Annotated in this window: 21 protein-coding genes; 1 reads left to right on the top strand and 20 read right to left on the bottom strand. The window is 56.0% G+C overall.

The window, feature by feature from the left end; translation table 11 throughout:
• Positions 1-93: 93 nt before the first annotated feature.
• The 14 genes from G5B42_RS12310 to murB form a co-directional block, all read right to left on the bottom strand.
• Positions 94-192 carry a hypothetical protein gene (locus G5B42_RS12310; protein WP_407926891.1) on the bottom strand — a complete coding sequence of 33 codons (99 nt, stop codon included), beginning with the start codon at positions 190-192 and terminating at the stop codon, positions 94-96.
• Complete coding sequence (locus G5B42_RS00325) at positions 152-973, bottom strand: shikimate dehydrogenase family protein (protein WP_181338450.1); 822 nt, start codon at positions 971-973, stop codon at positions 152-154. The genes G5B42_RS12310 and G5B42_RS00325 overlap by 41 nt, the downstream gene beginning before the upstream one ends.
• A gap of 80 nt (positions 974-1053) precedes the next feature.
• On the bottom strand, positions 1054-2655 hold the full coding sequence (locus tag G5B42_RS00320; RefSeq protein WP_181338449.1) for a ribonuclease J: 1602 nt from the start codon (positions 2653-2655) through the stop codon (positions 1054-1056).
• Positions 2656-2979: 324 nt separating this feature from the next.
• Positions 2980-4779, bottom strand: coding sequence for an oligoendopeptidase F (gene pepF / locus G5B42_RS00315; protein WP_181338448.1), 1800 nt, complete (start codon positions 4777-4779; stop codon positions 2980-2982).
• Positions 4780-4876: 97 nt separating this feature from the next.
• Positions 4877-5926, bottom strand: a complete 1050-nt coding sequence (locus G5B42_RS00310; RefSeq protein WP_181338447.1) for a Gfo/Idh/MocA family protein — start codon at positions 5924-5926, stop codon at positions 4877-4879.
• A gap of 65 nt (positions 5927-5991) precedes the next feature.
• Complete coding sequence (locus G5B42_RS00305; protein ID WP_181338446.1) at positions 5992-6657, bottom strand: hypothetical protein; 666 nt, start codon at positions 6655-6657, stop codon at positions 5992-5994.
• Positions 6658-6811: 154 nt separating this feature from the next.
• Positions 6812-9922, bottom strand: coding sequence for an efflux RND transporter permease subunit (locus tag G5B42_RS00300; RefSeq protein ID WP_181338445.1), 3111 nt, complete (start codon positions 9920-9922; stop codon positions 6812-6814).
• Positions 9923-11173 (bottom strand): efflux RND transporter periplasmic adaptor subunit, encoded by a 1251-nt coding sequence (locus G5B42_RS00295; RefSeq protein ID WP_181338444.1) that lies wholly within the window; start codon positions 11171-11173, stop codon positions 9923-9925. It lies immediately after the preceding gene.
• Positions 11166-12542, bottom strand: coding sequence for a TolC family protein (locus tag G5B42_RS00290; protein ID WP_181338443.1), 1377 nt, complete (start codon positions 12540-12542; stop codon positions 11166-11168). The genes G5B42_RS00295 and G5B42_RS00290 overlap by 8 nt, the downstream gene beginning before the upstream one ends.
• 77 nt (positions 12543-12619) lie before the next feature.
• Positions 12620-13237, bottom strand: a complete 618-nt coding sequence (locus tag G5B42_RS00285; RefSeq protein WP_181338442.1) for a TetR/AcrR family transcriptional regulator — start codon at positions 13235-13237, stop codon at positions 12620-12622.
• Positions 13238-13443: 206 nt separating this feature from the next.
• Positions 13444-14685, bottom strand: coding sequence for a pyridoxal phosphate-dependent aminotransferase (locus tag G5B42_RS00280; protein ID WP_181338441.1), 1242 nt, complete (start codon positions 14683-14685; stop codon positions 13444-13446).
• Entirely contained in the window at positions 14672-16135 is a 1464-nt protein-coding gene (gene pdxR / locus G5B42_RS00275; protein ID WP_181338440.1) for a MocR-like pyridoxine biosynthesis transcription factor PdxR, read from the bottom strand. The genes G5B42_RS00280 and pdxR overlap by 14 nt, the downstream gene beginning before the upstream one ends.
• A 111-nt stretch (positions 16136-16246) precedes the next feature.
• Positions 16247-17275 (bottom strand): TolB-like translocation protein, encoded by a 1029-nt coding sequence (locus G5B42_RS00270; RefSeq protein WP_181338439.1) that lies wholly within the window; start codon positions 17273-17275, stop codon positions 16247-16249.
• A 57-nt stretch (positions 17276-17332) separates the two neighbouring features.
• Positions 17333-18217 (bottom strand): UDP-N-acetylmuramate dehydrogenase, encoded by an 885-nt coding sequence (gene murB / locus G5B42_RS00265; protein ID WP_181338544.1) that lies wholly within the window; start codon positions 18215-18217, stop codon positions 17333-17335.
• A gap of 215 nt (positions 18218-18432) precedes the next feature.
• On the opposite strand from murB, the gene splB reads away from it, so the two are divergent.
• Complete coding sequence (splB, locus tag G5B42_RS00260) at positions 18433-19458, top strand: spore photoproduct lyase (RefSeq protein ID WP_181338438.1); 1026 nt, start codon at positions 18433-18435, stop codon at positions 19456-19458.
• A 9-nt stretch (positions 19459-19467) separates the two neighbouring features.
• On the opposite strand, the gene G5B42_RS00255 is transcribed toward splB, so the two are convergent.
• The 6 genes from G5B42_RS00255 to G5B42_RS00230 form a co-directional block, all read right to left on the bottom strand.
• Positions 19468-20718, bottom strand: coding sequence for a SpoIID/LytB domain-containing protein (locus tag G5B42_RS00255; protein WP_181338437.1), 1251 nt, complete (start codon positions 20716-20718; stop codon positions 19468-19470).
• A gap of 193 nt (positions 20719-20911) precedes the next feature.
• Positions 20912-21181 carry a Veg family protein gene (locus G5B42_RS00250; RefSeq protein ID WP_231133092.1) on the bottom strand — a complete coding sequence of 90 codons (270 nt, stop codon included), beginning with the start codon at positions 21179-21181 and terminating at the stop codon, positions 20912-20914.
• Positions 21182-21319: 138 nt separating this feature from the next.
• A complete protein-coding gene (locus G5B42_RS00245) occupies positions 21320-22645 on the bottom strand; it encodes a replication-associated recombination protein A (protein WP_181338436.1) in 1326 nt (441 codons plus the stop codon).
• 216 nt (positions 22646-22861) lie between these two features.
• The gene (locus tag G5B42_RS00240; protein WP_181338435.1) at positions 22862-23533 is read right to left on the bottom strand and encodes a hypothetical protein; all 672 of its coding nucleotides are present in this window, start codon (positions 23531-23533) and stop codon (positions 22862-22864) included.
• A gap of 147 nt (positions 23534-23680) precedes the next feature.
• Positions 23681-24040: a response regulator gene (locus G5B42_RS00235; protein WP_181338434.1), complete on the bottom strand. Its 360-nt coding sequence runs from the start codon at positions 24038-24040 to the stop codon at positions 23681-23683.
• Positions 24041-24170: 130 nt separating this feature from the next.
• A complete protein-coding gene (locus tag G5B42_RS00230; RefSeq protein WP_331273990.1) occupies positions 24171-24506 on the bottom strand; it encodes a carbohydrate-binding protein in 336 nt (111 codons plus the stop codon).
• Positions 24507-24564: the final 58 nt, after the last annotated feature.

The raw sequence follows: 24564 nt of genomic DNA, 5'->3' as shown, positions 1-24564 counted from the left end.
TAAAAAGCTTACCGGAGTTCATTGCTTAATTGCATGATCTACTTCGCGACCGGCTAAGTTTTTCCTGCCGCACCCGGGATTTTGCCTTCCCGGCTACGCCATGGACGTCGAACCTTGCGTCAGCAACCCGTTTAAGAGCCGGTACAACGGATCAAAAGGCGGGGTCTGCCCGGTCCACAAGCGGCAGGCCAGAATCCCCTGGTAGACCAGCATCCCCAACCCCTCCAGGGTAGGCAAGCCGAGCCGCCGCGCTTCGCGCAAGAAGGCCGTTTCCAGCGGATGGTAGACCAGATCGGCTACGAGACAATCTCGGCGGCAGGCCGTGAGCGGGAAGGGGGGGGTGGTCGCCAGTAACGGGATACATCCCCAGCGGGGTCGCATTGATCACCAAATCGGCCTCCGCCGCCACGGCCGCCAGATCCGGATCAGCAAAAGAAAGCCCCACCGCCGCAAAGCCGGTCCGCTCGCGCAGTGCCGCCTGCAGACCGGCGGTCTTCTCCGGATTACGCCCGACCAGATAAAGAGCGGCTACTCCCTCTTGCACCAAACGGAAAGCCACCGCCCTGGCTGCGCCGCCAACCCCCAGCAGCACCGCCTTCTTTCCCGCCGGCTCCATTTCTCCCTGGTGCCGCAGGGATAACAGAAACCCTTCCCCATCAGTGCTGTACCCGACCAGTTGGCCGTCCTCCGGCACCACCGTATTCACCGATCCGGTGAGCAGGGCATCCCCCGCCAAGCGATCCAAATAGGGAACGATCCTTTCTTTGTGGGGGATCGTGATGTTCACCCCGCCCATCTTCAGACAGCGCACCGCCGCCACCGCCGCCCCCAGTTCCTCCGGTTTCACCGCAAAGCTTAAGTAAACCCCGTTGATCCCCAGGAGGCGAAAGGCCTCGTTCTGCAGGTATGGCGAGAGGGAATGCCCGACCGGATCGCCAAACAAACCAAACAAACGCCGCTCCCCAAGCTTCATCTGAACCGATGCCCCCCAACACAAATTAAAACTTACGGAAAGAAAACTCTCCTGCCTTCCGGCAGGAGAATTGTACCACCTTAAACTTCGGTTATAATCGGCAGAATCATTGGCCGCCGCTTCGTCCGCTCGTAAAGGAAGCGGCTGAGCGTCTCCCGGATCTGCCCTTTCATAAAGGACCAGTCGTTATTCCCTTGGTTCTGGCATTTGTCCAAGGCTTCGATCACCTTGGCCCGGACCTCCTCCATCAGCGCTTCCGATTCACGGACGTAGACAAATCCGCGGGAGATAATATCCGGCCCGGCCAAAACCTGCCCGTTCTCCTGGTCCAGGGTAATGATGGCAATCAGAATGCCATCCTGCGAAAGCTGTTTCCGGTCCCGGAGGACTACGTTGCCCACATCGCCGACACCCAGCCCGTCGACGAAAATACGGCCGGCCGACACCCGGCCCGCTATCCGGCCCGAATTGGCGGTAAACTCCAGGACATCGCCGTTCTCGGCTATAAACACATTTTTACTGGGCACACCGATCTCTTGGGCCAAGCGGGCATGCTGCACCAGATGCCGGTACTCGCCGTGGATCGGGACGAAGAACTTGGGTTTGACCAGTTGCAGCATAAGCTTTAATTCTTCCTGGCGGGCGTGGCCCGAAACATGGACCCCGGTCACCGCTTCATAGATCACCCGGGCCCCTTGTTTATAGAGGTGATTGATCGTCCGAGCAATCAGCTTTTCGTTCCCAGGGATCGCGGAAGCGGAGATAATCACCGTATCCCCGGGCATAATCGTAATCCGGCGGTGTTCGCCCATGGCCATCCGGCTCAACGCGGCCAAAGGCTCACCCTGGCTCCCCGTGGTCACCAACACCACTTCATTGGCCGGTAAACGCTGGACTTCATCCAATTCGATCTCCAGACCATCCGGAATCTTTAGATAGCCCAGATCTTTCGCGATCGAAACCACATTCACCATACTCCGCCCAATAAAGGCCACTTTCCGCCGGTGGAGGACCGCCGCGTTCACCACCTGTTGGATCCGGTGGATATTGGAGGCAAAGGTCGTCACGATCAAACGTCCTTCCGCACCGTGGAAGAACTCTTCGAACTTCTCGGCCAGTACCCTTTCGGAAACGGTGTAACCCTCCTGCTCCACATTGGTACTGTCGGAGAGAAGGACCAGGACGCCTTTCTCGCCGAGCTCGGCGAATTTATGGAAGTCCAACGGTTCACCATCAACCGGCGTGTGGTCAATTTTAAAGTCGGCCGTATGCACGATGATCCCCGCCGGCGTATGGATGGCAAGGGCGAGAACCCCGGCAATACTGTGGTTGACATTAATGAATTCAACTTTAAACGAACCGATCTTCAGCTCATCACGGGGGCTAACCGGAATCATCTGGACCTTCCGTTCCACCCCATGCTCCTTCAGCTTGGCCTCGGCCAGGGCCAACGTCAACCGGGAACCATACACCGGTGCGGTAATCTGTTTAATCACATAAGGCAGGGCCCCGATATGATCCTCATGTCCGTGGGTTAAGATAATCCCCACGATCTTCTCCTGATGTTCCATCAAATAAGTGATGTCCGGGATCACCACGTCAATCCCGAGCATATCTTCGTCAGGAAACATGAGACCAGCATCGATCACCAGGATCTCATCCCGGTACTCGACGGCCCACATGTTTTTGCCGATCTCTCCTAACCCCCCCCAGGGGGATCAGAGCGACCTTATTCTTTTTTGACAATAAAAAAAACACCTCCTGCTCTTGTTCCCGTGTATCATACAGCATATTTTATAATAACCAAAGACCGTCTTCCGCCTGACGGTCTTCAAGTCCGAAAGGGAAACTGATCCGGTAAACTTCTTTATATTATATCAAATCTAAAATATCCCCACAACCACATTTTTTGCCGCCATGGCGCCCCGCCCGGATCAATTCCGAGATAAGGACCGGATAGCGTTAAAACGTTTTGGTTTACAAAAATTTAAATTCTGACCTGTAGCCTAAAGGGTAAACTCGGGCAATAATTGCCGGAACATGGCCATCGCTTCGCTGATCGGCTGCGGGGTCGACAGGTCCACCCCTGCCCGGGCCAGCAGGGCCAACGGGTAATCCGACCCTCCGCTGCGAAGAAGCTCCAGATAGGCTTCGACCGCCTTTTGACCTTCTGCCCGGAAACGCTGGACAAAGGCCACCGCCGCACAGAAGCCGGTGGCATACTTGTAGACATAGAAATTGTAAAAGAAGTGGGGAATCCGCGACCACTCGGCCTTCAGCTCCGGATCAAGGACCACGCCGGGTCCATGGTAGAACTGGGCCAGTCTAAAGTATTCATCCTCCAGCCACTCCGCCGTTAAGGCTTCGCCCTGCTCCACCTGTTGGTGGATGAGTTTTTCAAACTCGGCAAACATCGTCTGGCGGAAAACCGTCCCCCGGAAGTGCTCCAGGAAATGGTGGAGATAGTAGACTTTCTCCCTTTGGTTTTGCGCCGTTTCGATCAGGTGCAAAACCAGCAGGACCTCATTGACGGTGGAGGCAATCTCCGCCAAAAAGATGGGATACTGGGCATTGATGTACGGTTGCGCCCGGTTGGACAGGTAGCTGTGGAGGGCATGCCCCAGTTCATGCGCCAGAGTGAACAGGTCATTGGCCGTTCCTTGGTAGTTCATCAGGATATAAGGATGGCTGTCGTAACAACCCCAGGCGTAAGCGCCGCTGGTCTTCCCCTTATTTTCATAGACGTCGATCCAGCCTTCCGTGAAGGCTTTATCCAGGAGCGCCGCATACTCCCCGCCCAACAGCCGCAGACCGGTTTTGACGACTGCCTTCGCTTCTTCATAACTGATCTTCAGCTCAAAATCGGCCACCGGCGAGACGTAAAGATCATAAGGATGCATCTCCGCCAAACCAAGCATGGCCTGCTTCTGTTGAAAATACTGCTGGAAAGCGGGCAGCGCCGCATGGACCCCGTCAATCAAACTGTTATAGACGTCCTCTTTGATGTTGTCATCATCCAAGGACGCAACCAGGGCCGAAGGATACCGGCGGGCGCGGGCGTAAAAGACGTTGCTCTTCACCCCGGCGTTTAACGCGGCCGCCAGCGTGTTCCGGTACCGGTGGTAAGTACGGTGCAACGCCAGAAAGGCTTCCTGCCGGACCGTCCGTTCCTTGCTTTCCAGGAAACGCAGGTAACGGCCGTGGGTTAAAGGAACTTCCCGTCCTTCTTCATCATGGACCGCCGGGAACTCCAGATCGGCGTTGTTCAGCATCGTAAAGATGTTTTCGCCGCTCCCGGCAAGCTCGCTGCTCAAGGCCAAAATGCGCTCTTCCTCCGGCGAAAGAATATGCTGCTTCCGCCGGATCAGGTCCGCCAGAAAGTGGCGGTACTGCGCCAGCACCGGTTCCGCCTGAAGATAGGCGTCCAGGGCTGTTTGGGGCACCGCCATCAACTCCGGCAGGAAAAAGGCGGTCATCTCCCCCACCCGGGTCAGGAGGGCCTGGGCCCGTTCAACCATGGCCTGACCATGGGGGTTGGTATTATCCTCATCGCGGTGCATCTTGGCGTAGACGAAAGTTTTATCCATCAACCGGCCGAGGCGGTCCCGTAGTGCCAATGCCGCCCGCAGTGTCGCCGCCGACTCTCCGATCCGCCCTTGGTAACCGGCAAATTCGGCCGCCAACGTCTCCACGGTTTTCAGGTCTTGCTCCCACTCCTCGGCCGAAGGATAAAGGTCCTCCAGTTTCCAGCGGTACTCCGCCGGAATCTCTGCTCTGCTGGGAAGAGCGCCACGGGCTTGCTCCATTTTGGAACCTCCTTGTCGAACTGAACATGATTGGCTACTTCTCGTAGGGTCCGGAAGCCAAACGGCCCGCCACCGTCGCCAAGGGCCTTCGCCCCCGTTATGCCATGGCATAGGCGGGGGCCCGGTCCACCTTCACAATATCCTGGTCCTTGATCGACTGCAAAATGGCATAAACCGTCCGGAAATCACCGAGCTCCACCTCCGGGGTGACCGCAATCTCTTCCGTCCCGTAAAGCGCATTATAGAAGTTAAGGAGCTCGTTATAATAGCCGCGGTTCGGTTGGTATCCAATCATCTCATGGCCCCCATCGTGGTAAAAGATGTTGACCACCCCGCAATCGGTGTCTTCGAGGTAGATCTGGCCGTGGGTGCCGAAAATCCGCAGGCCGACTGCGGGTCTTTGCACTTCACGTCCGGCCGGGAAATAGGAAAAGCTCCCCACGACTCCGCTCATAAATTCCATATTGACCGTAACCACGGCGTACGGGCTAAAGTCATCATCCTGCGGGACCCCAAACGCGGACAGGTGTTTGATCCCGCCAAACAGGTGGCGCAGACCGGCCAGGTCATGAATGGCCGCGTCCAGGAGATCTCCCCCCGGGTACTGGGGATGCTGCCGCCACTCGGTGGCCGCAAAGGTGTTTTTCTTCATTGCACAGGGAAAACAGCTACTGCTGTGGTAAATGAAGAAGACCGGGGCGCCGACCTTCTTTTCGGCGACAAGCCGGCGGATGATGTTGAACTCTTCACTGTACCGGTAGTTTTCCGCAATCATCATTTTAATCCCATACCGGTAGGGCAGTTCAGTGGTGGCCACCGCCTGTTCATAGGTGGCACCCAGCGGTTTTTCCAGGATAATGTGTTTCCCGGCCCGGGCCACCTCTTCGGCCACCGCATGGTTTTGCGGAATCGGCACTAAAATATCGATCACCTGTAGATCGGGGCGTTCCAACATCTGGCGGTAATCGGTAAAGACATCCCGGGCCGGATCCAAGCCCAGCCGCCGCCCCCAATCCTCCGCCACTTCCCGTTTGCGATCGCAAACCGCCGCCACCTCATATTTATCGGCCAGTTCCTGAAAGGCCGGGTAATGTAACCTTTCCCAGGCCAGGCCGCAACCGATGATCCCTACTTTAAGCTTCCCCATAAGAAAAAACCTCCTTTTTCTTTTTAATGTCCCCAACAAAAAGGAGGTTTATAAGACGGGCGGCCCTATTTCCCCAACGGATAACGGTTGTTTTTCGTCACATACTCGACAATCTCATAGGTTTCATGCACCTGCTTCCACCGTTTAACCTCCGCCAGGAAATAGTGGAGGGCAAAGCTGAAGGTCACCACCAGGAGGAAACCCCAAATGGCCGTCGCCAGGAGCTCCCGCTTTTTGGCCTCCCCCCGATACTCGGCGAGCAGCACTTGTTTCGCCCCGGCGTACAGGGTATTCAACTCCCAGGTCGCATCATACAGAGCCTGACGGACGGTCTCCCGTTCCGTCTCCGTCACCGCCGGGGCCTTGTCGGTACTTTCCGCCACCCGGGCCGCCTCGATCTCCAAATCCTTAATCCTTTGCTGCAATATTTGCCTTTTTCCTTGATACTCCGGCCGGTTCAAGACCTCTTCCAGACGGAGATCCAGCTCCTCCCGGCTAAAATAGGGCAGCCATTCGCCGCTATATAAAGGGTACGGGCGGTGATCAGGGTCGCTACTCTCCTCCGCCAAACCACCGTACAAAATGACCCAGCGCTGGCCGGTCCATTGGTCCTTCAGATGTTGAACCTGGTAAGCGCCAACCTGTTGGAGCGGGCCTTTCTCCCAGCGCAAGTACCCGGCCAGTAAAATGAGGAGAAAAAAGATCATGGGGAATAACCATAATTTCTTCATGATTTACCTCCCGGTCGTGCTTCCGTCCCTTCCTTTTGGCCCCTTGGCCTTGACGGAAATCTTCTCCGGGATTTATTTCGACTTCTTTCCGAAAATTCCTGTTTATTCCCCATGTTTTGGGCGAAGTTTCGGACAGGCCCTTGAACACCCCCCTCTAACCGGTACTCACCGCCCGCCTTGCCGCTTTCTGCGCCCGACGGTTTCTCCGTTTCCGGCTGAGTTGTTCAAAACTCAGGTAAAAGACGGGGACCACAATGAGCGTCAGGAACGTGGCCACGGTCAAGCCGCCGATCACCGCCACGGCCAGCGGCGCTTGGAGTTCGGCCCCTTCGCCGTTACTGACCGCCGTCGGCACCAGGGCCAAAATCGTGGTCAACGCCGTCATCATAATCGGCCGGAAGCGGATCGGTCCCGCCAGCATCAGCGCCTCTTCCGCCGTATGGCCCCGCTTCCGCAGCGTATTGACGTAGTCCACCAGCACAATCCCGTTATTCACCACGATCCCCGCCAGCACAATCAGCCCCAATAAAGCCGGGACCGAAAGATGGATGCCGGCAATGGCCAGGGCCCAAACGGCACCAATGAAGCCCAACGGCACGGTGAACATTATGATGAACGGCTGGAGCAAAGACTCAAACTGGGAAGCCATAATCATATAGACAAAGGCCACCGCCAGCAGCAAAGCCAGCACCAGATCCCGGAAGGCGTTGACCATCTCCTCCGCTTCCCCGCCCATCTCAATACTGTACCCGGCCGGAAGGGGATAAGCCTGTATTTTCTCATTGATCTCCAGGACAGCACTGTTTAAATCCCGTCCGGACAAGGCCGCCGAAATGTTCACCACCCGTTCCTGGTCTTCCCGGGTGATAACGATGGGCCCTTCCACTACGTGCAGGTCGGCAAGTTCACCCAGGGGCACCTGCGTCCCCAGGGGCGTGGGGATCATCAGCTGGCTGAGACCGGCGATCCCCCGCTCGTTCTTGGTCAGGCTCACCACCACATCGTATTCCTCGCCATCGACTTTGAAGGTGGTCGCCGTTGAACCCGCAATCGCCGTCCGGAGATAGGAAGCAATCGTGTAGGCGTTCAGCCCGACGGCCGAAGCCCTTTCCCGGTCGATCCGGACTTGCAGTTCGGGCCGGCCCTCGTCCAGGCTGGATTCGACCTCCCTGGTCCCTTCCACCGTTTGGATGATCTTGACCAAATCCTCGGCGATCGCGCCCAACCGGGTAAAATCCGGCCCTTTCAGATTAATACTGACCGGCTTCCCGCCCGAAAACGACATGAACGCGGATTGAACTTGGATCTCGGCCCCCGGAATCTGGTCGATCTGTTTCCGGATCGCCTCGGCTACCTGGTCCGCGCTCCGGCTCCGCTGTTTCTTATCGACCAGCTGGATGGTCAACGCAGCCTGGTCGCTGCTGGCCGAGGAGAAGTTCATCCCGCTGCCGGACAAACTGATCCCCCCGCCGCCGAGCGTCGTCGCCACCATCTCCACCTCGGGCAGGGCAAAAACAACCCCTTCGACCTGTTGCACCACCCGCTCGGTCTCCCGGAGCAATGTTCCCTTGGGCATTGTAATCTGGACCATGATCATTCCCTGGTCCATGTTGGGAATAAATTCCGCCCCGAGCCGGAACGCCATGACCAGACTGATCACCGTCATAAAGACCACGGCCAGGATCACGGTCTTCCGGTGCGTCAAAGACCAAGCCAACCACTTTTTGTACCAACCGAGCCGCTCTTTTTGGCTGGCCTGACCGGCTGCTACTTCCGCAGGTGGCTTTTTCTTGATCAGTAAAAACCGGGAGCTGAGCAGCGGTACTAACGTCTGCGCCACAAGGAGGGAAACCACCAAGGAGAAGGTGACCGTCAAGGAAAACTCCTTAAAGAACTGTGCCGTCATACCGCTCATAAAGACCACCGGCAAAAAGACCACAATCGTCGTCAAAGTGGAAGCCGCAATGGCCATTCCCACTTCGGTACTGCCTTCAACCGCCGCCTCCCGCAGATCATAGCCTTCATCGCGAAAACGGAAGATGTTTTCCAGAACAACAATCGAGTTGTCGACCAGCATCCCGACCCCCAGCGCCAGCCCGCCCAGGGTCATCATGTTCAACTCCAGCTTGCTAAGGTACATTACAAGAAAGGTGGCAATGATCGAAGTCGGAATCGCCACCCCGATAATCAAAGTGCTGGGTATGTTCCGCAAGAAGACAAAGAGAATCGCAATGGCAAGCAAACCGCCAATCACCGCGTTCTTTTGCAAGGTATCGATGGCGAACTGAATAAAGTCCGCCTGGTTCATGACGATACTTAGGTCAACGTCGGCGGGCAAATTGTGTTTAATCCGGGTAAGCTCACGCTGGACCCGGCGGGCCATATTGACCGTATTCGCATCGGTTTCCTTCTGGATGGCGATGCCTACCGCCGGCTGACCATTAAACATCACGTAACCTTTGACCTCGTCATAGGTAAAGGAGATTGTCGCTACATCTTTCAGTTTGACCAGTGCGCCGCGGGCCGAAGGAATATTCAGGTTCTCAATCTGTTCCAACCGTTGAAACTCACCGGTCGTCCGGACGATCAGTTCCATATTGCCCGCCTGGACCGTCCCTCCCGGCAGATTGAGGTTCTCGGCCTGGAGGAGCTGGGTGATGTTTTGTAAAGTCAAACCGTAGGCGTGCAACTTAATCGGGTCAACCTCAACCTTGATCAGCGGAATCAAACCCCCGGAGACGTTAACGGACGCCACGCCGGCCAACCGTTCCAAGGCCGGCTTAATCTCCTCGTCGGCCAGCTTTTTCAGGGTAACCAGATCGGTATTGCCGCTGAGCGCCAAACTGATGACGGGCAGCATCGACGACAAATCAAACTTAAAAACCAAGGGGTCTTCCACCCCGTCGGGAAGATAACCCTTGATCAGATCAATCTTTTCCCGGACTTCCAAGAGGGCAAAATCCATATCCGTGCCCCAACCAAATTCAAGAACGGCCACCGATTGACCGGCCGCAGAATAGGTGGTGATTTTTTCAATATTGGCCACGGTGGCCAAGACCCCTTCCAATGGCCTGGTCACCAGGTTTTCGATCTCCTGGGGGCCGACCCCTTCGTAAGTGGTCAATACCGTCGCCACCGGGAAGGTCATCTCCGGTAACAACTCCACGTTGATCCGGGTGATCGAGACCACACCCATGACCAATACCAACAAGAAGATCATGAACGTTGTCACCGGCCGTTTAATGGCAAAACTCGGTAAATTCATCTATCTCACCTCAACTGCCATTCCGTTTTTCACCTGGTGCTGGCCTCTGCTGATCACCCGCATGCCCTCGTCCAGACCGGCGGTCACCACCACGCTTTCGCCAGTAGTAAGCCCGGTGGTAATGTTACGCCGCACCGCATAGCCTCCCTCGACCACGTAAACATAAGTCTGTTCCCCGTCGTACAACACGGTCCCCACCGGGATCAGCAGTTGATTGCGGTTCTCGTTGATGGTCAGATAAGCCGTTCCCGTCATCCCGGCTTTGAGCAAGTTGGATGGATTCGCCACCGCGATCTCCACCGGAAACTGGCGCGTCGTCTGGTCGGCCAGGGGTGCCACGGCGGTCACCGTTCCGGTAAAGCTGGTCCCCGGCACGGCCTTGGCCTCCAGCAAAATCGGGTCCCCCGGCTTTACAGCATTGACATAGCTCTCGGGCACCAGGGCATGGGCCTTCATCTTCCGGTCATCAATGATCACCCCGGCGGGGGCGGAAGGAGCCACCATGCTCCCTTCTTCCACCGCGAACTGGGCCAAGACCCCCGTAATCGGGGCAGTCACCCGGGTATAACTCAACTGTAACCGCGCCAGCTCCAAAGCGCTTTTTGCCTGCTTGACCTGGGCCTCAAGCATATCCAGTTGTTCTTTGGTCGCTCCCTTTTGCACGGCCGTCAAGCGTGCTTCGGCCGCCGTCAGGTTGGAAGCGGCAATCTCCTTTTGCAGGGCGATGGCGTCCAATTGCTGCCGCGAGATCATCTCCCTTTGGTAGAGTTCGGCCATGCGTGCGTATTCGGCCGCCACGTTGTTATATGAAGCGCGTGCTTGGGCCACCGCCGATTCAATCTGTTTCAATTCTTCCGCCGACGCGCCCTTCTGGGCTTGGGCCAAATTGGCACAAGCCATCTCGTAGGCCGCCTCCGCCTGTTTCACCTGAAGCTGCAGAGGGGTATCGTCAATTAAAAACAGCGTCTGACCCTTGCGCACCCGGTCCCCGGTGGCCGCCAACACTTGGGTCACCGTCCCGCCGGTCTTGGGGATCACCGGAACCGTACTCTCCGGCGCAAAGGTCACGTTAATGGCCACGGTTTCCCGGAGATCGCCCCGGGTCACTTCCACTACTTCCACCGCCAAACGCGGCCCCTGCGTGGCCGGCTCAACCGTGACCCCCGTTTCGTGCGCCGGACCGCGGGTCAGCAGCAAGCCAACCACGGTGACGGCTACGACGATCATTAACCCCACCAAAAATTTACGCATCCTCGCTTACCTCCTGTAAAAATTGGGCGGTCTGGCCCAGCGTTTTGTAGAAAGCAGCAACCGCTAAATAATAATCATATTCCGCCGTCACTTGGTCATTTAAGGCACTGTTCAACGTCGTCTGGGCAGTCAACAACTCCAGATTGGTGGCGGCCCCCAGCTCATACTTGGCTTTGATCAACTCATAATTCTCTTCGGCCTGCCGCCGGATGAGCGCGGTCAGCTCCCGCACCCGGCCGGCTTCGGCGACGGCCAGGAAGTTCTGCCTTACCTCCAGGGCGATCAGTTCCTTGCTCTGCGCCCAAGTATGTTGTAATTTATGTAAATTGGCCGCCGCGGCTTCCACTTCCGCCCGGCCCGCTCCCCCCGACCATAGCCGCCAGTCGAGGTTTAAGGTGTAAGTCCAAACCGCATCCTCCAGCGTCGGGCTGGACTGGTTTTGCGTCCCATAGGTTCCGATCAGCGCCAGACTGGGCTTCCAGTAACCCTTACTCAGTTTCAGGTTCTCTTCCGCCATCCGGATCGCCACCGCCAAGCTTTGCAGCTCGGGCCGCTCCGCCTCTGCCTGCTGGAGGGCCAGCTCCAACGCGGGAAGGGTAAAACCGGCTTTGATCCGGGGTTCAGAACTCAAGACCAAGGCCGCCGGGTCAACCCCCAAAAGATTACCCAGATGCTCGGCGGCCATCTTCCGCCCGTGTTCCGCTTTGACCGCCGCCAGCTCTGCCTGGGTCAACTGGATCTGGGTCGCCAGCAGATCGGTTTTGGCCGCATAACCCAGCCGGAGATTGGTCTCGACCAAACGCAAGTGTTCTTTGAGGATCTTGATCTGTTCCAGGCTCAACGCCCACATCCGGTCCACCTTCAAAAACCCGATGTAGGCCTGGATCACTTGTTGAATCAGGTTTTCGGTCTCCAAGGCATAGCTGAGCCCGGCACTCTCCACCCCGTAACCCGCCAGTTTAACCGCAGAGTTGAGCTTGCCGCCCATGTATAAAGGCAACTGCAGACTTAAACTTGTAGAGTAACTGCCCGAAGCCTCCACTTTTTCCACGGTGGACGTTTCCACCGTGCCCATGCCAACCGGAAATGACATCCCGGGCATTTCCACGGTATACGGCCCTATCTTGGTGTACTGCGTATTAAAGGAGATGGTCGGCCAGCGGCCGGCGGCCGCTTGGGCCTTCTTGGCCGCGGCCTCGTCGACCGCCCGTTGGGCCGCCCCTAAATTGTTGGGATTGGCCAAAGCCAGTTCGATTGCTTCCCGGAGCGTAATGCCCTCCACTGCGGCCGCCGTCCCTCCCGGCCATGTCATCACCAAAAGTAAAACAAGAAGGAGATAAAAACCGCCTGTTTTCCGCATCTTGCGCATCCCAATTAACCTCCTTAAATTCAGCCAACTCCGGCCGCTTTCCATCCGAACCGGCCGCTTGCGGTGGCGTTCCCTTTTTACCTGGCGCCCAGCCCGTTAAGGAAACAGTCGTACATAAAATCGGTCTCCTCCGCCAGCTGGTGGTCACCCTCGATGAGAATACACCGGCCGATAAAGCCCGAAAGCAGCCCGGCCAGCACCGTCTCCACCCTTTCCAACTCGAGATCCGGGCGTAAAAATCCTTCTTGCCGGCCCCGCTGGATTAACTCGCTGTTCAACTTGTTAAACCGGTTGTGGAGCTGAAGAAACTGGTCCTGGATCTCCCCGTTACCATCCAGACTGTGCATGCTGTTTAAAAAGATCCGCGCCAAGTGGCGGTGGGTATACGCAAACTCCAAATAGTAGCCGACAATCCGCTTGAACAAACTGGGAAAGGACAGCGTCCGGTCGGTGATAATCGCCATCAAGTTTCGCTCGAGCAGACCGAGCCCGTGGTCGATCATCCCGGAAAAGAGCTTTTCTTTACTGGGGAAATACCAGTAAAGCGTTCCTTTGCCGACCGCCGCCGCCTCCGCGATCTCCGCCATCGTTGCATTATGGTAACCTTTCTCGCCAAAAACGGCCAGCGCCGCCTCGAGAATCCGGTCTTTCGTCTCCGGAACCATCTCCCGGGAACGTTCATCAATCCTTACCATCTTTTTCCCCCTCTCGACCGAACGGTCAGTCAAGAATAATTTTACTCCTCTCCCGGACTTTAGTCAATATGTATACCCGTCGGCCGGTATTAATGCACAAAATCTTTGGCAAGTCGTTACCGTTTTGACCACCAACACAAAAAAAACCCCGGATTACTCCGGGGTACAATTTTATCGCCTTCTTTTTCTTTTTCCGCTTTCCGCCGTCAGACCACCTTTTTCATTACCTGCCCTTGCTGGCGGTAGGTGCTTAGGAATTTTTCCAAGCGGTCCAGGGCCGAACTCAAAGTGGCAATCTCCGGGAGCAGGACCACCCGGAAATGGTCGGGCTTGGGCCAGTTAAAACCGGTCCCTTGGACCAGCAGCACCTTTTCCGCGGTCAAAAAGTCCTTCACAAACTGCTGGTCATCGCTGATCCCAAAACGGGCCACATCGACTTTGGGGAAGAGGTAAAAGGCCCCCGTCGGCCGCACACAAGAAAGACCGGGAATCTCGTTGATCCGCCGCCAGGCAAATTCCATCTGGTTGTAAAGACGCCCACCCGGCTTCGTCAGGTCCGCAATACTGTTCTCCCCGCTTAAAGCGGCAGGGATCGCATACTGGGCCGGAACATTACTGCACAACCGCATCGAAGCCAGCATATTGAGGCCTTCGATATAGCCCTTGGCGGCCGCTTTTTTGCCGCTCACCACCATCCACCCCACCCGGTAACCCGCGATCCGTTGCGACTTGGAAAGGCCGTTCATCGTCACAAAAACCACGTCATCGGAGAGGGAAGCCAGGGCGATATGTTCCGCCCCGTCGTAAAGAATGCGGTCGTAGATCTCGTCGGCAAAGACGATCAGTTCATGGGCCGCCGCCATCTCCACGATCTGCTCCAGGATCGCCCGGGGATACACCGCCCCCGTCGGGTTGTTGGGGTTAATCACCACGATCCCTTTGGTCCGGGGCGTGATCTTCCGTTTGATATCCTTCAGATCCGGATACCAATTGGACTGCTCGTCGCAGAGATAGTGGACGGCAACTCCGCCCGCCAGGTTGACCGCCGCGGTCCAGAGCGGATAGTCGGGGGCCGGGATCAAAATCTCATCGCCATCATCCAGCAAGCCCTGCATTGCGCTGACGATCAGCTCGCTGACCCCATTGCCGATATAAATATCGTCCGGCTCTACGCCCCTGATCCCTTTCTGCCGGCAATAGGCCTGGATGGCCAGGCGCGCCGGGAGAATCCCCTTGGAATCCGTATACCCCTGGGCCCGGTGCAAGTTCGCCCGGACCTCCCGGATTACCGCTTCCGGAGCGTCGAACCCGAAGGGCGCCGGGTTGCCGATGTTCAACTTCAAAATATCATAACCGGCCGCTTCCAAACGCTTCGCTTCATCCATCACCGGACCACGGATATCATAACAGACATGATCAAGTTTGCTCGATTTCTTAAATTGACGCACTTTTCTCCCCCTCCAACATGGAAACTACCTCTCCAATAATTTTGAATCCTTGCGCCATTTCTTCTTCGGTCACCCGGCCGATCCCCAACCGCAGGGTGTTGGCCCCGCCACCGTCGGTATAAAAAAGATCCCCCGGCATAAACAGGACCCCCCGCCGGTAACAGGCGGCCAAAACCGCACGGGCGTTGATCTGGGGCGCCAATTCGACAAAGATATGCAGTCCGCCCTCCCCCCAGATCCGCCGGTGGGGAATCAAAGCCGAAGCCAGCCGGATCGCCGCTTCATGCCGCTGGCGGTAAACCTTCCGGGCCCGGCGCAAGTATTTTTCGAAAGAACCGTTTTGCAGGTACTCATAGAGCAGCGCTTGGTCTAAAAAACTGGTGTGGATATTCATACTCCTTTTAATGCTCTCCAGGGTAGCGATGAGTGCCCGGTCGGCCACCACCCACCCCAAGCGCAACCCGGGAAAAAGAATCTTCGAAAAACTGCCGATGTAAACCACATTGTTCCCCTTCCCGGCCAGCGCCAGCAGGGGCGCCACGTGGGCCCCGGAGTAGCGGAGTTCTTCATTAAAACCATCCTCGATAATCGGGACCCGGTGGCGGGCAAAGACCTCCAGTACCGCCTGGCGTTTGGCCGGGGGCATCACCAACCCGGTCGGGTTGTGGTAGGAAGGAATCAGAAAACCCGCTTTCACCGGTTTGGCAGCCAGGGTTGCGGCCAAGGCGTCCACGTCGATGCCGTCCGGAGTCATGGGTATCCCGTAAACCTTTAGGTTGCGCAGTTTAAAGATCTTAAGCGCCGTATTATGGGTGGGGTTCTCCGTGACGATCCCGTCCCCCGGGGCGCAGATTCCGGCCAGAACCACATTTAAACCTTCGGTGAAGCCGTTGGTGACCAGAATCGCTTTCCCTTCCGGGTCCACCCCTTTTTGCTTCAGATAATTGGCCAAGTACTCCAAGAGCGGCCGGTAACCTTGGGCATAACCGTAGTTGAGAAGCTTCTCCCCCTCCAAGGCAAAGCGGTGGAGAAAAGCCCGTTTAAAATCCTCGGTGGGGAACAAGTTCCCGTCGGGAGCGATACTCTTAAAAGAGATCATCCCCCGTTCCCATTTCAACTCGGACTTTTCAATGTCCAACTGGACCGCACTGGCGGCGTAGGGGGTGGTCAGCTGGTCCCAGGGGATCCGGGTTGTTGTCCCCGCCTCAACAACGACGGCACTGACGAAAGAACCTTGCCCCGGAACCGTTTCAATAAAACCTTCCTCCTCCAGATCCTGGTAAGCCTGGATCACGGTGTTCCGGCCCAAGCGAATGGTGGAAGCCAGTTCCCGGGTGGCGGGAAGCCGCTCTCCGGCCTGGATGAGGCCGCTCAGGATCTGTTCTTTCAGGTACTCTTTGAGTTGAAGATAGGCCGGCCGGTCTGCCGTATACTTAAAATCGGTAAACATCTCTTTCCGTTACCCCCTATTATACACGAAACCCCAAATATGAAAAGAACCACAGGTTAACGATTTCGGTTCAACTGTGGTTTACGCAAGTCCTATTTTTGTAACGGAACATTACCGGCTGGTGGTCTCGGCTTGGGCGTGTTCCTTCCATTTAAGACTCCACACCGCCGGCCGGTTATCGCGGAAACTGAAAAAGGCAAGTTTCGTCCCATCCGGGCTCCAGCAGGGCGGCCCGCCGTTTAAACTGACGCCGTCCCAAACCCGGAACCGGGTCCCACTGGCCAGATCATAGACAAACAGACTCCCCCGGTCCCGCACCACCCGTTCTTCCACCGGCGGTTGCCCGTTGCTCGAAATGTAAGCCAGGTAACGGCCATCAGGAGACAACACCGGATGCCGGTTATCATCCCCATTATCCAAAAAAGGCCGGTTCTCGCCCGTCCTTAAATCATAAACCCAAATGCTCCCGCGGTCAAGACCCCAACATTCGAACCGCTGGCCGGCCACTTCCACCACGGTTTTCCGTTGCCGAAGCAGTGTATAGTAAATCTTGTCGTCCTTCCCCCAGTGGGGGGTGGCGATAAAACCTTGCACATTGGCCACCAAGGTCGTAAGGCCCAGCCCGTTTTTTTGGATCGTCAAGAGGGAAGAGTTATACAGACCATCCCCCCGGACAAACACAAGGGTCTCCCCTGACGGTGCCCAGTCCGGGTCGCGGTCCTGGGGACCGGAAGTAAGGCGCAAGCCGGCACCGGAAGGGTACTCTTTCCACCAGATCCCGGTGGTAAATTCCCGCCGCTCCGGCGTCGGGACCGTTTTCCGCACCATCACGACTCCGCTGCCGTCCGGGGCCCATTTGGGCGACGAATCAACCAGACTTCCCGTTCCCGTCCATAGGACCGGTTTTGCCTGCTCGGGCCGGTAGAGCCAGATCCGCGTCGCGGTACCCGACTCCCCCTCCTGTTTCCCGGAGAACGCGATCCGGCCGTCCGGGGCCCAATCCACACTCCACACATCATAATCACCGGGGATGACCCGGTCCGGTTCGGGTTTTCCGGTCTTACCCTGCAAAGCGGGACTGGCCAGCACGGCAATCACGAGCAATAGGAGCAAGAATAGAGATAGCTTGCTTCGTTTCACGTTCGATCCCTCCGTCCCCCTTACTTCGTGCCCCGTTCAACCCTCTCCTGCTGGGATTTATTCCCGGCAAAGGATCCGAATCTCCGGTTCCAACCGGTAACCGGTCCGCTCAAAAACAACGGTTTGGACCTCCTTGATCAGGGCCAAGACATCCCGGGCGGTGGCCCCACCCAAATTGACAATGAAACCGGCGTGTTTCGGCGAGACCTGAGCCTGGCCGATCCGGTATCCTTTGAGTCCGGCCTCTTCGATCAACTTCCCGGCAAAAGCCCCTTCCGGTCTTTTAAAGACACTCCCGGCACTTGGGTACTCCAAAGGTTGCTTCGCCCGTCGCTGCGCGTTGAGCTCCTTCATCCGGTTCCGGATCACCGCCTCGTCCCCCGGGGTCAACTGTAAAAGCGCCTCCACTAAAATTCCGCCCAACTCTTGCAAAACGCTGCTCCGGTAACCGAACTTCAATTCTTCCCGGCTTAAAATGGTAAACCCGGTGCGGGGCCGGTAAACTTCCGCGGAGATCACCACATCTTTCATCTCGCCTCCGTAAGACCCGGCATTCATGTAAATCCCGCCCCCGAGGGAACCGGGGATTCCCGACGCAAACTCAAGCCCGCTCAAGCTGTGGCGGGCGGCCGCCTCCGCCACCAGGGCCAGGGGAGCGGCCGCTCCGGCCCGCAGGCAAGTGCCTTCCACCTTAATCCGGGCAAAATCCGGTCCGAACCGCAGCACCACCCCGCGAAAACCGGCATCATCGACCAAAACATTGCTCCCCCGCCCTAAAAAAAACCAGGGTATTCCCGCCCGTTCGCAGTAGCTGATTAAATTGGCCAGCTCCGCGCGGGTGTTTACTTCAACCAGCAGATCCGCCGGTCCGCCAATCCGAAATGAAGTATAACCGGCCAGCGGCTCGTCATAACGGTAACGCTCCGGTTTAACCTCGGCAATTAACGCCTCCCGCCAATTTGCACCACTCAATCGAATCACCTCAATCGGTTCGCTACTTTCCTAAATTAAGTTTTCTCGTTTGGATCTCTATGTAACCTTAGCAGAACGTATGCGCAAAACTTAAACAAGGATTAGGCCGTTTCCCAGGCACAGGGCCGTATGTTCCTTGCCCATTCGTAAAGACTATAGACAAAAATAAGGATGGAATAACGACGATGGAACTTTTTATGCCAAAACTGGTTTTTTTTGAACCGGGCGCCCTGGACTATCCTTTAGGCCGGAAGCTTTACGAACTGATGGTCGCGCGAGGGATTCCCTGCCGGATTACCCCTTCCCACAACCGCGTCCTCGGGATCCCCGGGGAAACACCCCAAATCGCCTACCGCGAAGCCAAACAGACTCTGGTGGTGGGCGTGAAAAAATCCCTTAAACTCGATTCCTGCCGACCCTCCGCTGATTACGAATTCGCCCTCGGGACCGGTTGCCCGGGGGGGTGCCAATACTGCTATCTAGCCACCACGCTGGGGCGTAAACCTTACATCCGGGTCTATGTCAATGTCGATGAGATCTTGGCAGCCGTCAAATCATACATCGACAAAAACCGCCCAAACATTACAAGTTTTGAAGCCGCCAGCACCGCCGACCCCCTTGCGGTTGAGCACTTAACCGGCTCTCTGCGTAAGACCATCACCTTCTTCGGTCGCCAGGATTATGGCCGGCTCCGGGTGGTCAGCAAGTTTGCCAACGTCGATAGCCTCCTCGACCTCGAACATCAAGGACATACCAAGTTTCGCTTCAGTATCAACTCGGCCTATGTCATTGAAACCTTCGAAGCGAAGACCGCTCCGCTGCACGAAAGGTTAACCGCCGCCGGTAAAATGGCCGCAGCCGGCTACCCCTTGGGTTTTATTATTGCCCCTTTGTTCCTTTACGAAAACTGGCAGGCCGACTACCGTCGCTTACTGAAAGACCTGGCCGATTGGCTCCGGCCCCACCGTCCGCCCAGCCTCAGCTTTGAATTGATCTCCCACCGTTTTACCGCCCGGGCCAAAAAAGTAATTTTAGAGCGGTTTCCCCGGACCAAGTTGGAGATGGACGAAAAAAACCGCAAGTTGAAGTGGGGAAAATACGGCTATGGGAAATACCTCTATCCTCCGGAGCAATTGGAAACTTTGAAAAATTGGTTTACTGCTGAGATTAAAGACTATTTCCCCCAGGCGGAGATTGAGTATTTTACCTAGAAAATATTTTTATTGGGTCGCAGACTTTTGTCTGCGCAGCTGACCACCAGCAGAACTCAAAACAACCTCCGGCCCATAATAATGCCGGAGAATTTGGCGGTAAGAATAGCCCCGGCTGGCCATGTCCGCCGCTCCCCACTGACTGAGCCCGACCCCGTGGCCGGCCCCTTTCCCGGTAAAGAGGAGATTCGTCCCCGGCGGCAAGGTAACCGCCTGCGTGATTTCGGTTTCCCCCGGATCGATAAAAATGCGAAAATTGGCGCTGGGTAGGGACAACAGGCGTCTTAACTCTTCGTTCCGCAACTGTTTTCCCGTCAGGTGACTGTAAAACCAGAAGCCCAGGCGTTCCCCGGCCGGATTGAAGAACGGAACCAGGCGTAATTCCTGATCCCTCGCCACGCCAAGGGACTGGGTCAGCTCGTCCCAACTGAAAAGGTAATCCTGTGGCCACTGGTAGTTTCTCCCGCCGTGGTCAAAATCTTCCACCGAACGCAAATAGGGCAGAGGCGTTCCCGCCCAAACCTCCTCGTTGTTCCTCGTCCGCCCGCCGCTGCTCGAATGATAAACGGCGTTAATCGGCGCCCCTTGCCAACACAGGATCTCCCCGGCCGTCTCCCGCACCGCCGTCCGGTAAACCGTCTCCGGCGGCAGACCCCGGTAGACCTGACAATGGATGGTATCGCAAAGGTCATAATGTTCGTGTTTCCCCAGACTATATAAAGTATAAGACCGGATGGCCACCGCGTTTGCCTTCAATGCTTCCATAGGCCAACCGGCATAGGCTTCGCTCCCCAAAACACCGCAGACGTAATCCTCCAAGCTGACTTCATTAAAGAACAGCAGTCCATCCGCCGGCCAAATAACCAGCGCTCCCGGATAGACGGCTCCGTCCAGCTCAAAGCCACTCCCGTCGTTACTCCACAGCAGCAAAGGCAAATCAGTGGTCAACAAATCGCCCTGTTCCGACGCAAGGAGAATCCGTCCCCCGACCAGCTCGACCCGCCAAGTCAGTTGGTGGCGGATGGTACCGCCGTACACTTCTCGCCAAGGGGCGTTCGACAGCGGGGGGGCCAAGGCCAAGCCCTTCTCCGGCAGGGAGTAAAGGGTCACCGGTCCCCGGCAACGGAGGGTCACGGGTGGCGCCAAGCTTAACTTAACGGTCAGGACAAGCAGAGCCGAGGGCTCACCGGCCACCGGCCTTGGCGGCAACAAGAGCAGAACACCAAGGATCAACCCCAATCCAACCATCCGCCTGTTCATAGCTTGCTCATCCTCCGTCGGTTGCCCCTGTCTTTAGTCTAGGTATAAGTAAGTTCGACACCCCGGGCCCACCTCCTGTCAGCAGCGGCGAAACCTTTTCGATCTTGGCTCCTTTTCTTTTCCGCCGTCCCCGGTTTTTAAACCAAAAAAAATAAAACCCGCCTTCCATAAGGAAGACGGGTGAAAACGGGCTTTAATTTGTCTGTACGCCAATCCGGGTATCTCCGATGGTTATTTCCACAGCCTCCGTAAGTAGATCGGCATAACTATAAGATACTCTCCGTTCAACCTGCCGTTCCCGGAACCTCACTACGAAAACTTTGGGATAGGTCTGTTCCAGAATGCCATTGACCTGGAAAACCTTCTTGCGTCCCGTGTTCGCTTTAATACTGACCTCTTGGCCAACAAAGCTGTCCATATCCTTCCGGATCTTTTCTAAAACATTCGTTTCTTGCCTGGACAAACCTGTTCACCATCCTTCTTCTTTACCATAAATAAAGTATAGCACAGTTTGTCCATTATTGTCAAGAAAGAAAATTATAGCAAAAAGAGTCGGGCTTTGTCAAGATTGAACTTCAAAAAAATTTTTGGCTCCTCACCCTTATTCTCCCCCAGTGCGCCATTTTTCTATCCGGGCTTTAATCTCCCGCTCATAGCCTTCGGTCGTCGGCTCATAGTAACGACGCCCTTTCAGCTCAGGGGGCAAGTATTCTTGGCGGACATAATGTCCGGGAAAAGCATGGGGGTAGAGATAGCCCTGGCCGTGCCCCATCTGGCGGGAGCCGGGATGGCTGGCGTCCCGAAGATGCAGCGGAATCGTCCCCTGGCTGACCGTGTCCACATCAGCGGAAGCACGGTCAATCCCCAGATAACAAGCATTGGACTTGGGCGCGGTCGCCAGATAGACCGCCGCCTGGGCCATGGGAATCCGGGCTTCCGGTAACCCGACCATCTCCACGGCCTGCGCGGCGGCAACCGCCACCAATAACCCTTGGGGGTCGGCGTTGCCGATATCCTCGGCGGCCAGGATAATCATTCGCCGGGCGATAAATTTCGGGTCTTCCCCCGCTTTCAACATCCGTGCCAGGTAAAAAAGGGCGGCGTCCGGATCGGAACCCCGGATCGATTTAATAAAAGCAGAGATCGTATCGTAATGGTTATCGCCTTGCTTGTCATAGCGGATCACCTTCTGTTGCACCGAATCGGCAATAATCTCCGCCGTGAGCACCCGCTTTCCGTCCGGACCCGGTTCGGTCGTCAGCGCCGCCAGCTCCAAACCATTTAAAGCCAGCCGCGCATCACCCTCGGCCACCCGGACCAGATGTTCCAAAGCCGCAGGTTCCAGTTCCACCTGGAGGTCGCCCAATCCCTTCTCCCGGTCCTGCAGGGCGCGGGCAATCACTTGCTTCATCTCATCGTCGGTCAACGGCCGCAGGCGAAAAATCCGGGAACGGGACAAGAGAGGAGTATTCACCTCATAGTAGGGATTTTCGGTGGTCGCGCCCAGCAAAATAATGGTCCCGTCTTCCACCGCCGGCAACAGCGCATCCTGTTGTCCTTTATTGAACCGGTGGATCTCATCAATAAAGACAATGGTCCGTTTCCCATGCAAGGCGTAACGCTCTTCCGCTTCCTTAATCAGCTTTCTCAGCTCCGTGACACCGGTCGAAACGGCGTTCACCGTCTCAAAATGGGCTTTCGTATATTTGGCGATCAGAAAAGCCAGCGTTGTTTTGCCGGTCCCCGGCGGCCCGTAAAAGATCATCGAAGTGATCCGGTCGGCTTCGATCGCCCGGCGCAGTAAACGGTTGGGGCCAACAATCTCCTGCTGGCCGATGAAATCCTCAAAACGTTCCGGCCGCATCCGCGTCGCCAAGGGAGCCTCCTTCTTCCGTTGGGTTTCCCGCGCCGCACTGAATAGATCCATCGCCTCTCCTCCTTTTCCAAACCCTGAACCGTTCCTAACGAATTTTCCTTGCCCGCATTATCTCACATTGCCCCACTTTCCTCAACCTTTAATCTTACCTGGCCTTTCTTTTGTCCCTGCTTTTACCGGTCTTTCACCCTAATTATCCCCAGTTCAGGAAGACAAAAGATCCGGGCAAGCCGGATCCTTTTTTGTAGGCAATAAGCAATACCAGTTCTACTGAATTGTCCAGTTGATCTCACCGGTCGGTGCGTACCACACCCGTTTGCCGTACCCGCCGTCAACGCCGCCAAAATCAAAACGCCAACGGTCAAAGGCGAAGGTCACCGTCTGCAGGGGGCCCAACTGGATTCCGTTCTCGCTCGCCCATGTGTAAATGACCTTTTTGATCTGGGCGGTGGAAAAAGGCCCCTGGTTGGTCAGGACGGCATCGGCGGCTTCAAATTGGTCATAATGGTATACGGCGGAAACACCGCCCACGCCCGAGGCGTGCAGATTAACCCCCCTAATCTCAATTAAAATACGGAAAGGACCATTCACCCGCAGGCGGCGCAACTCTCCGCCGTAAAAATACAGGGCCGCTTCGCCGCTGGTTTGGGTAAAGGACCGGGCGGTGTAGTCGATGGTCCGCCATTGCTGGTCAATCATGGCCTGGAGTTCACCGCAGACCCAGACCACGTCGGGCCGGGACGCGGGTAAGGGCAGGAAATAGCCGAGGTGATCCGGGATCCCGTTCCCGTCCCCATCCACCAGCGTAAAACGCCCGGAAAAAGTAAGGGGTTCTCCGGGCGGAGCCGCGCCCCTCGCGAGCAAGTGCAAGGAAAATACCAGCAGGATTTGGATAATAATCAGTAATACCAAATAAAAACCGGGATGTTTTTTTGCCATGTCCATTACTCCTTTGTTTACCCACGCGGGATGGGTGTTGCTATAAAGATTGCTAAGATCAACCTGCTCCGTCTTTACTTGCACGCACTACCGTATTTAAGTATTTTCGGGTTGACCGTCCAATTCCCTTCCGCAAAGATCTGGTAGTTAGTTCGCCAGTAAGCGCTGGACTGTTTTGGTAACTTCATCGGTATGAAAGGGTTTAATCAGAAAATCCTGAGCTCCGGCTCGAATCGCTTTGTAGATCAGGCCTTTCTGCGTCGCTGTACTGCAAACCACAATTTTCACCTTGGGATTGTACTTCTTAAATTCTTTAATCACTTCTACGGGGTCGGCATCGCCGATGATCAAATCTTTAATCACCAAATCGGGTTCTTCTTTAAAAAAAAGCGCCAAGCCTTCGGTAACCGTTGCTGCGTCAAAACACTCGTTACCGGCGTGGATCAGAATTTCCTTCAATAAGAGCCTGAAGAGTGGGGAATCGTCGATCACAAGAATTTTGGCCACCTTCCCCCTCCTCCCACATGTTATAATTGATCAAATTTCTACGGTTAAAAATAAAATCCTGCCTTTCCCAGCACGACTTCCCTTCTTTCTACCAAATATTATGAAAAAAAGGCCTTTTACAGGCCTTCTTTCAGTCGGTTAATTCGCCGTCATGGATGTCATAACTCCAATTCCGGCCGTAGTTATTATCCCAATGGTCGGCTCCGTCGTGGAAACAGAAATTCAATCGCGTTGGGTTGTTGACGACCAGCGAGGCGGACCAACTGCCGTCCCGCCCTTTTTTCATTTTAATATCCTGCACGTCGGTCCACTGGTCGAAGCCATAGCCGGTATGGAGGTAAATGCTTTTCGCCCCGGCTGTCGCCAGGATCCCCTTATATTTCAGTTTAACCTCATCACCAACGGTAATTGGCACCGGTTCCACGTAAATTCCGTCCACAACCTCTTGCATTTTGGATTTGGCCACCGCTTAACCTCCCTTCCAAAGTATGTCCCTTCGTATTCTCCCCATCGTCGCCGGGATC

This window comes from Capillibacterium thermochitinicola (genome assembly GCF_013664685.1).
Taxonomy (GTDB): domain Bacteria; phylum Bacillota; class UBA4882; order UBA10575; family UBA10575; genus Capillibacterium; species Capillibacterium thermochitinicola.
Note: the sequence above shows the minus strand (reverse complement) of the source record. Positions and strands in the feature narration are given on the sequence as shown.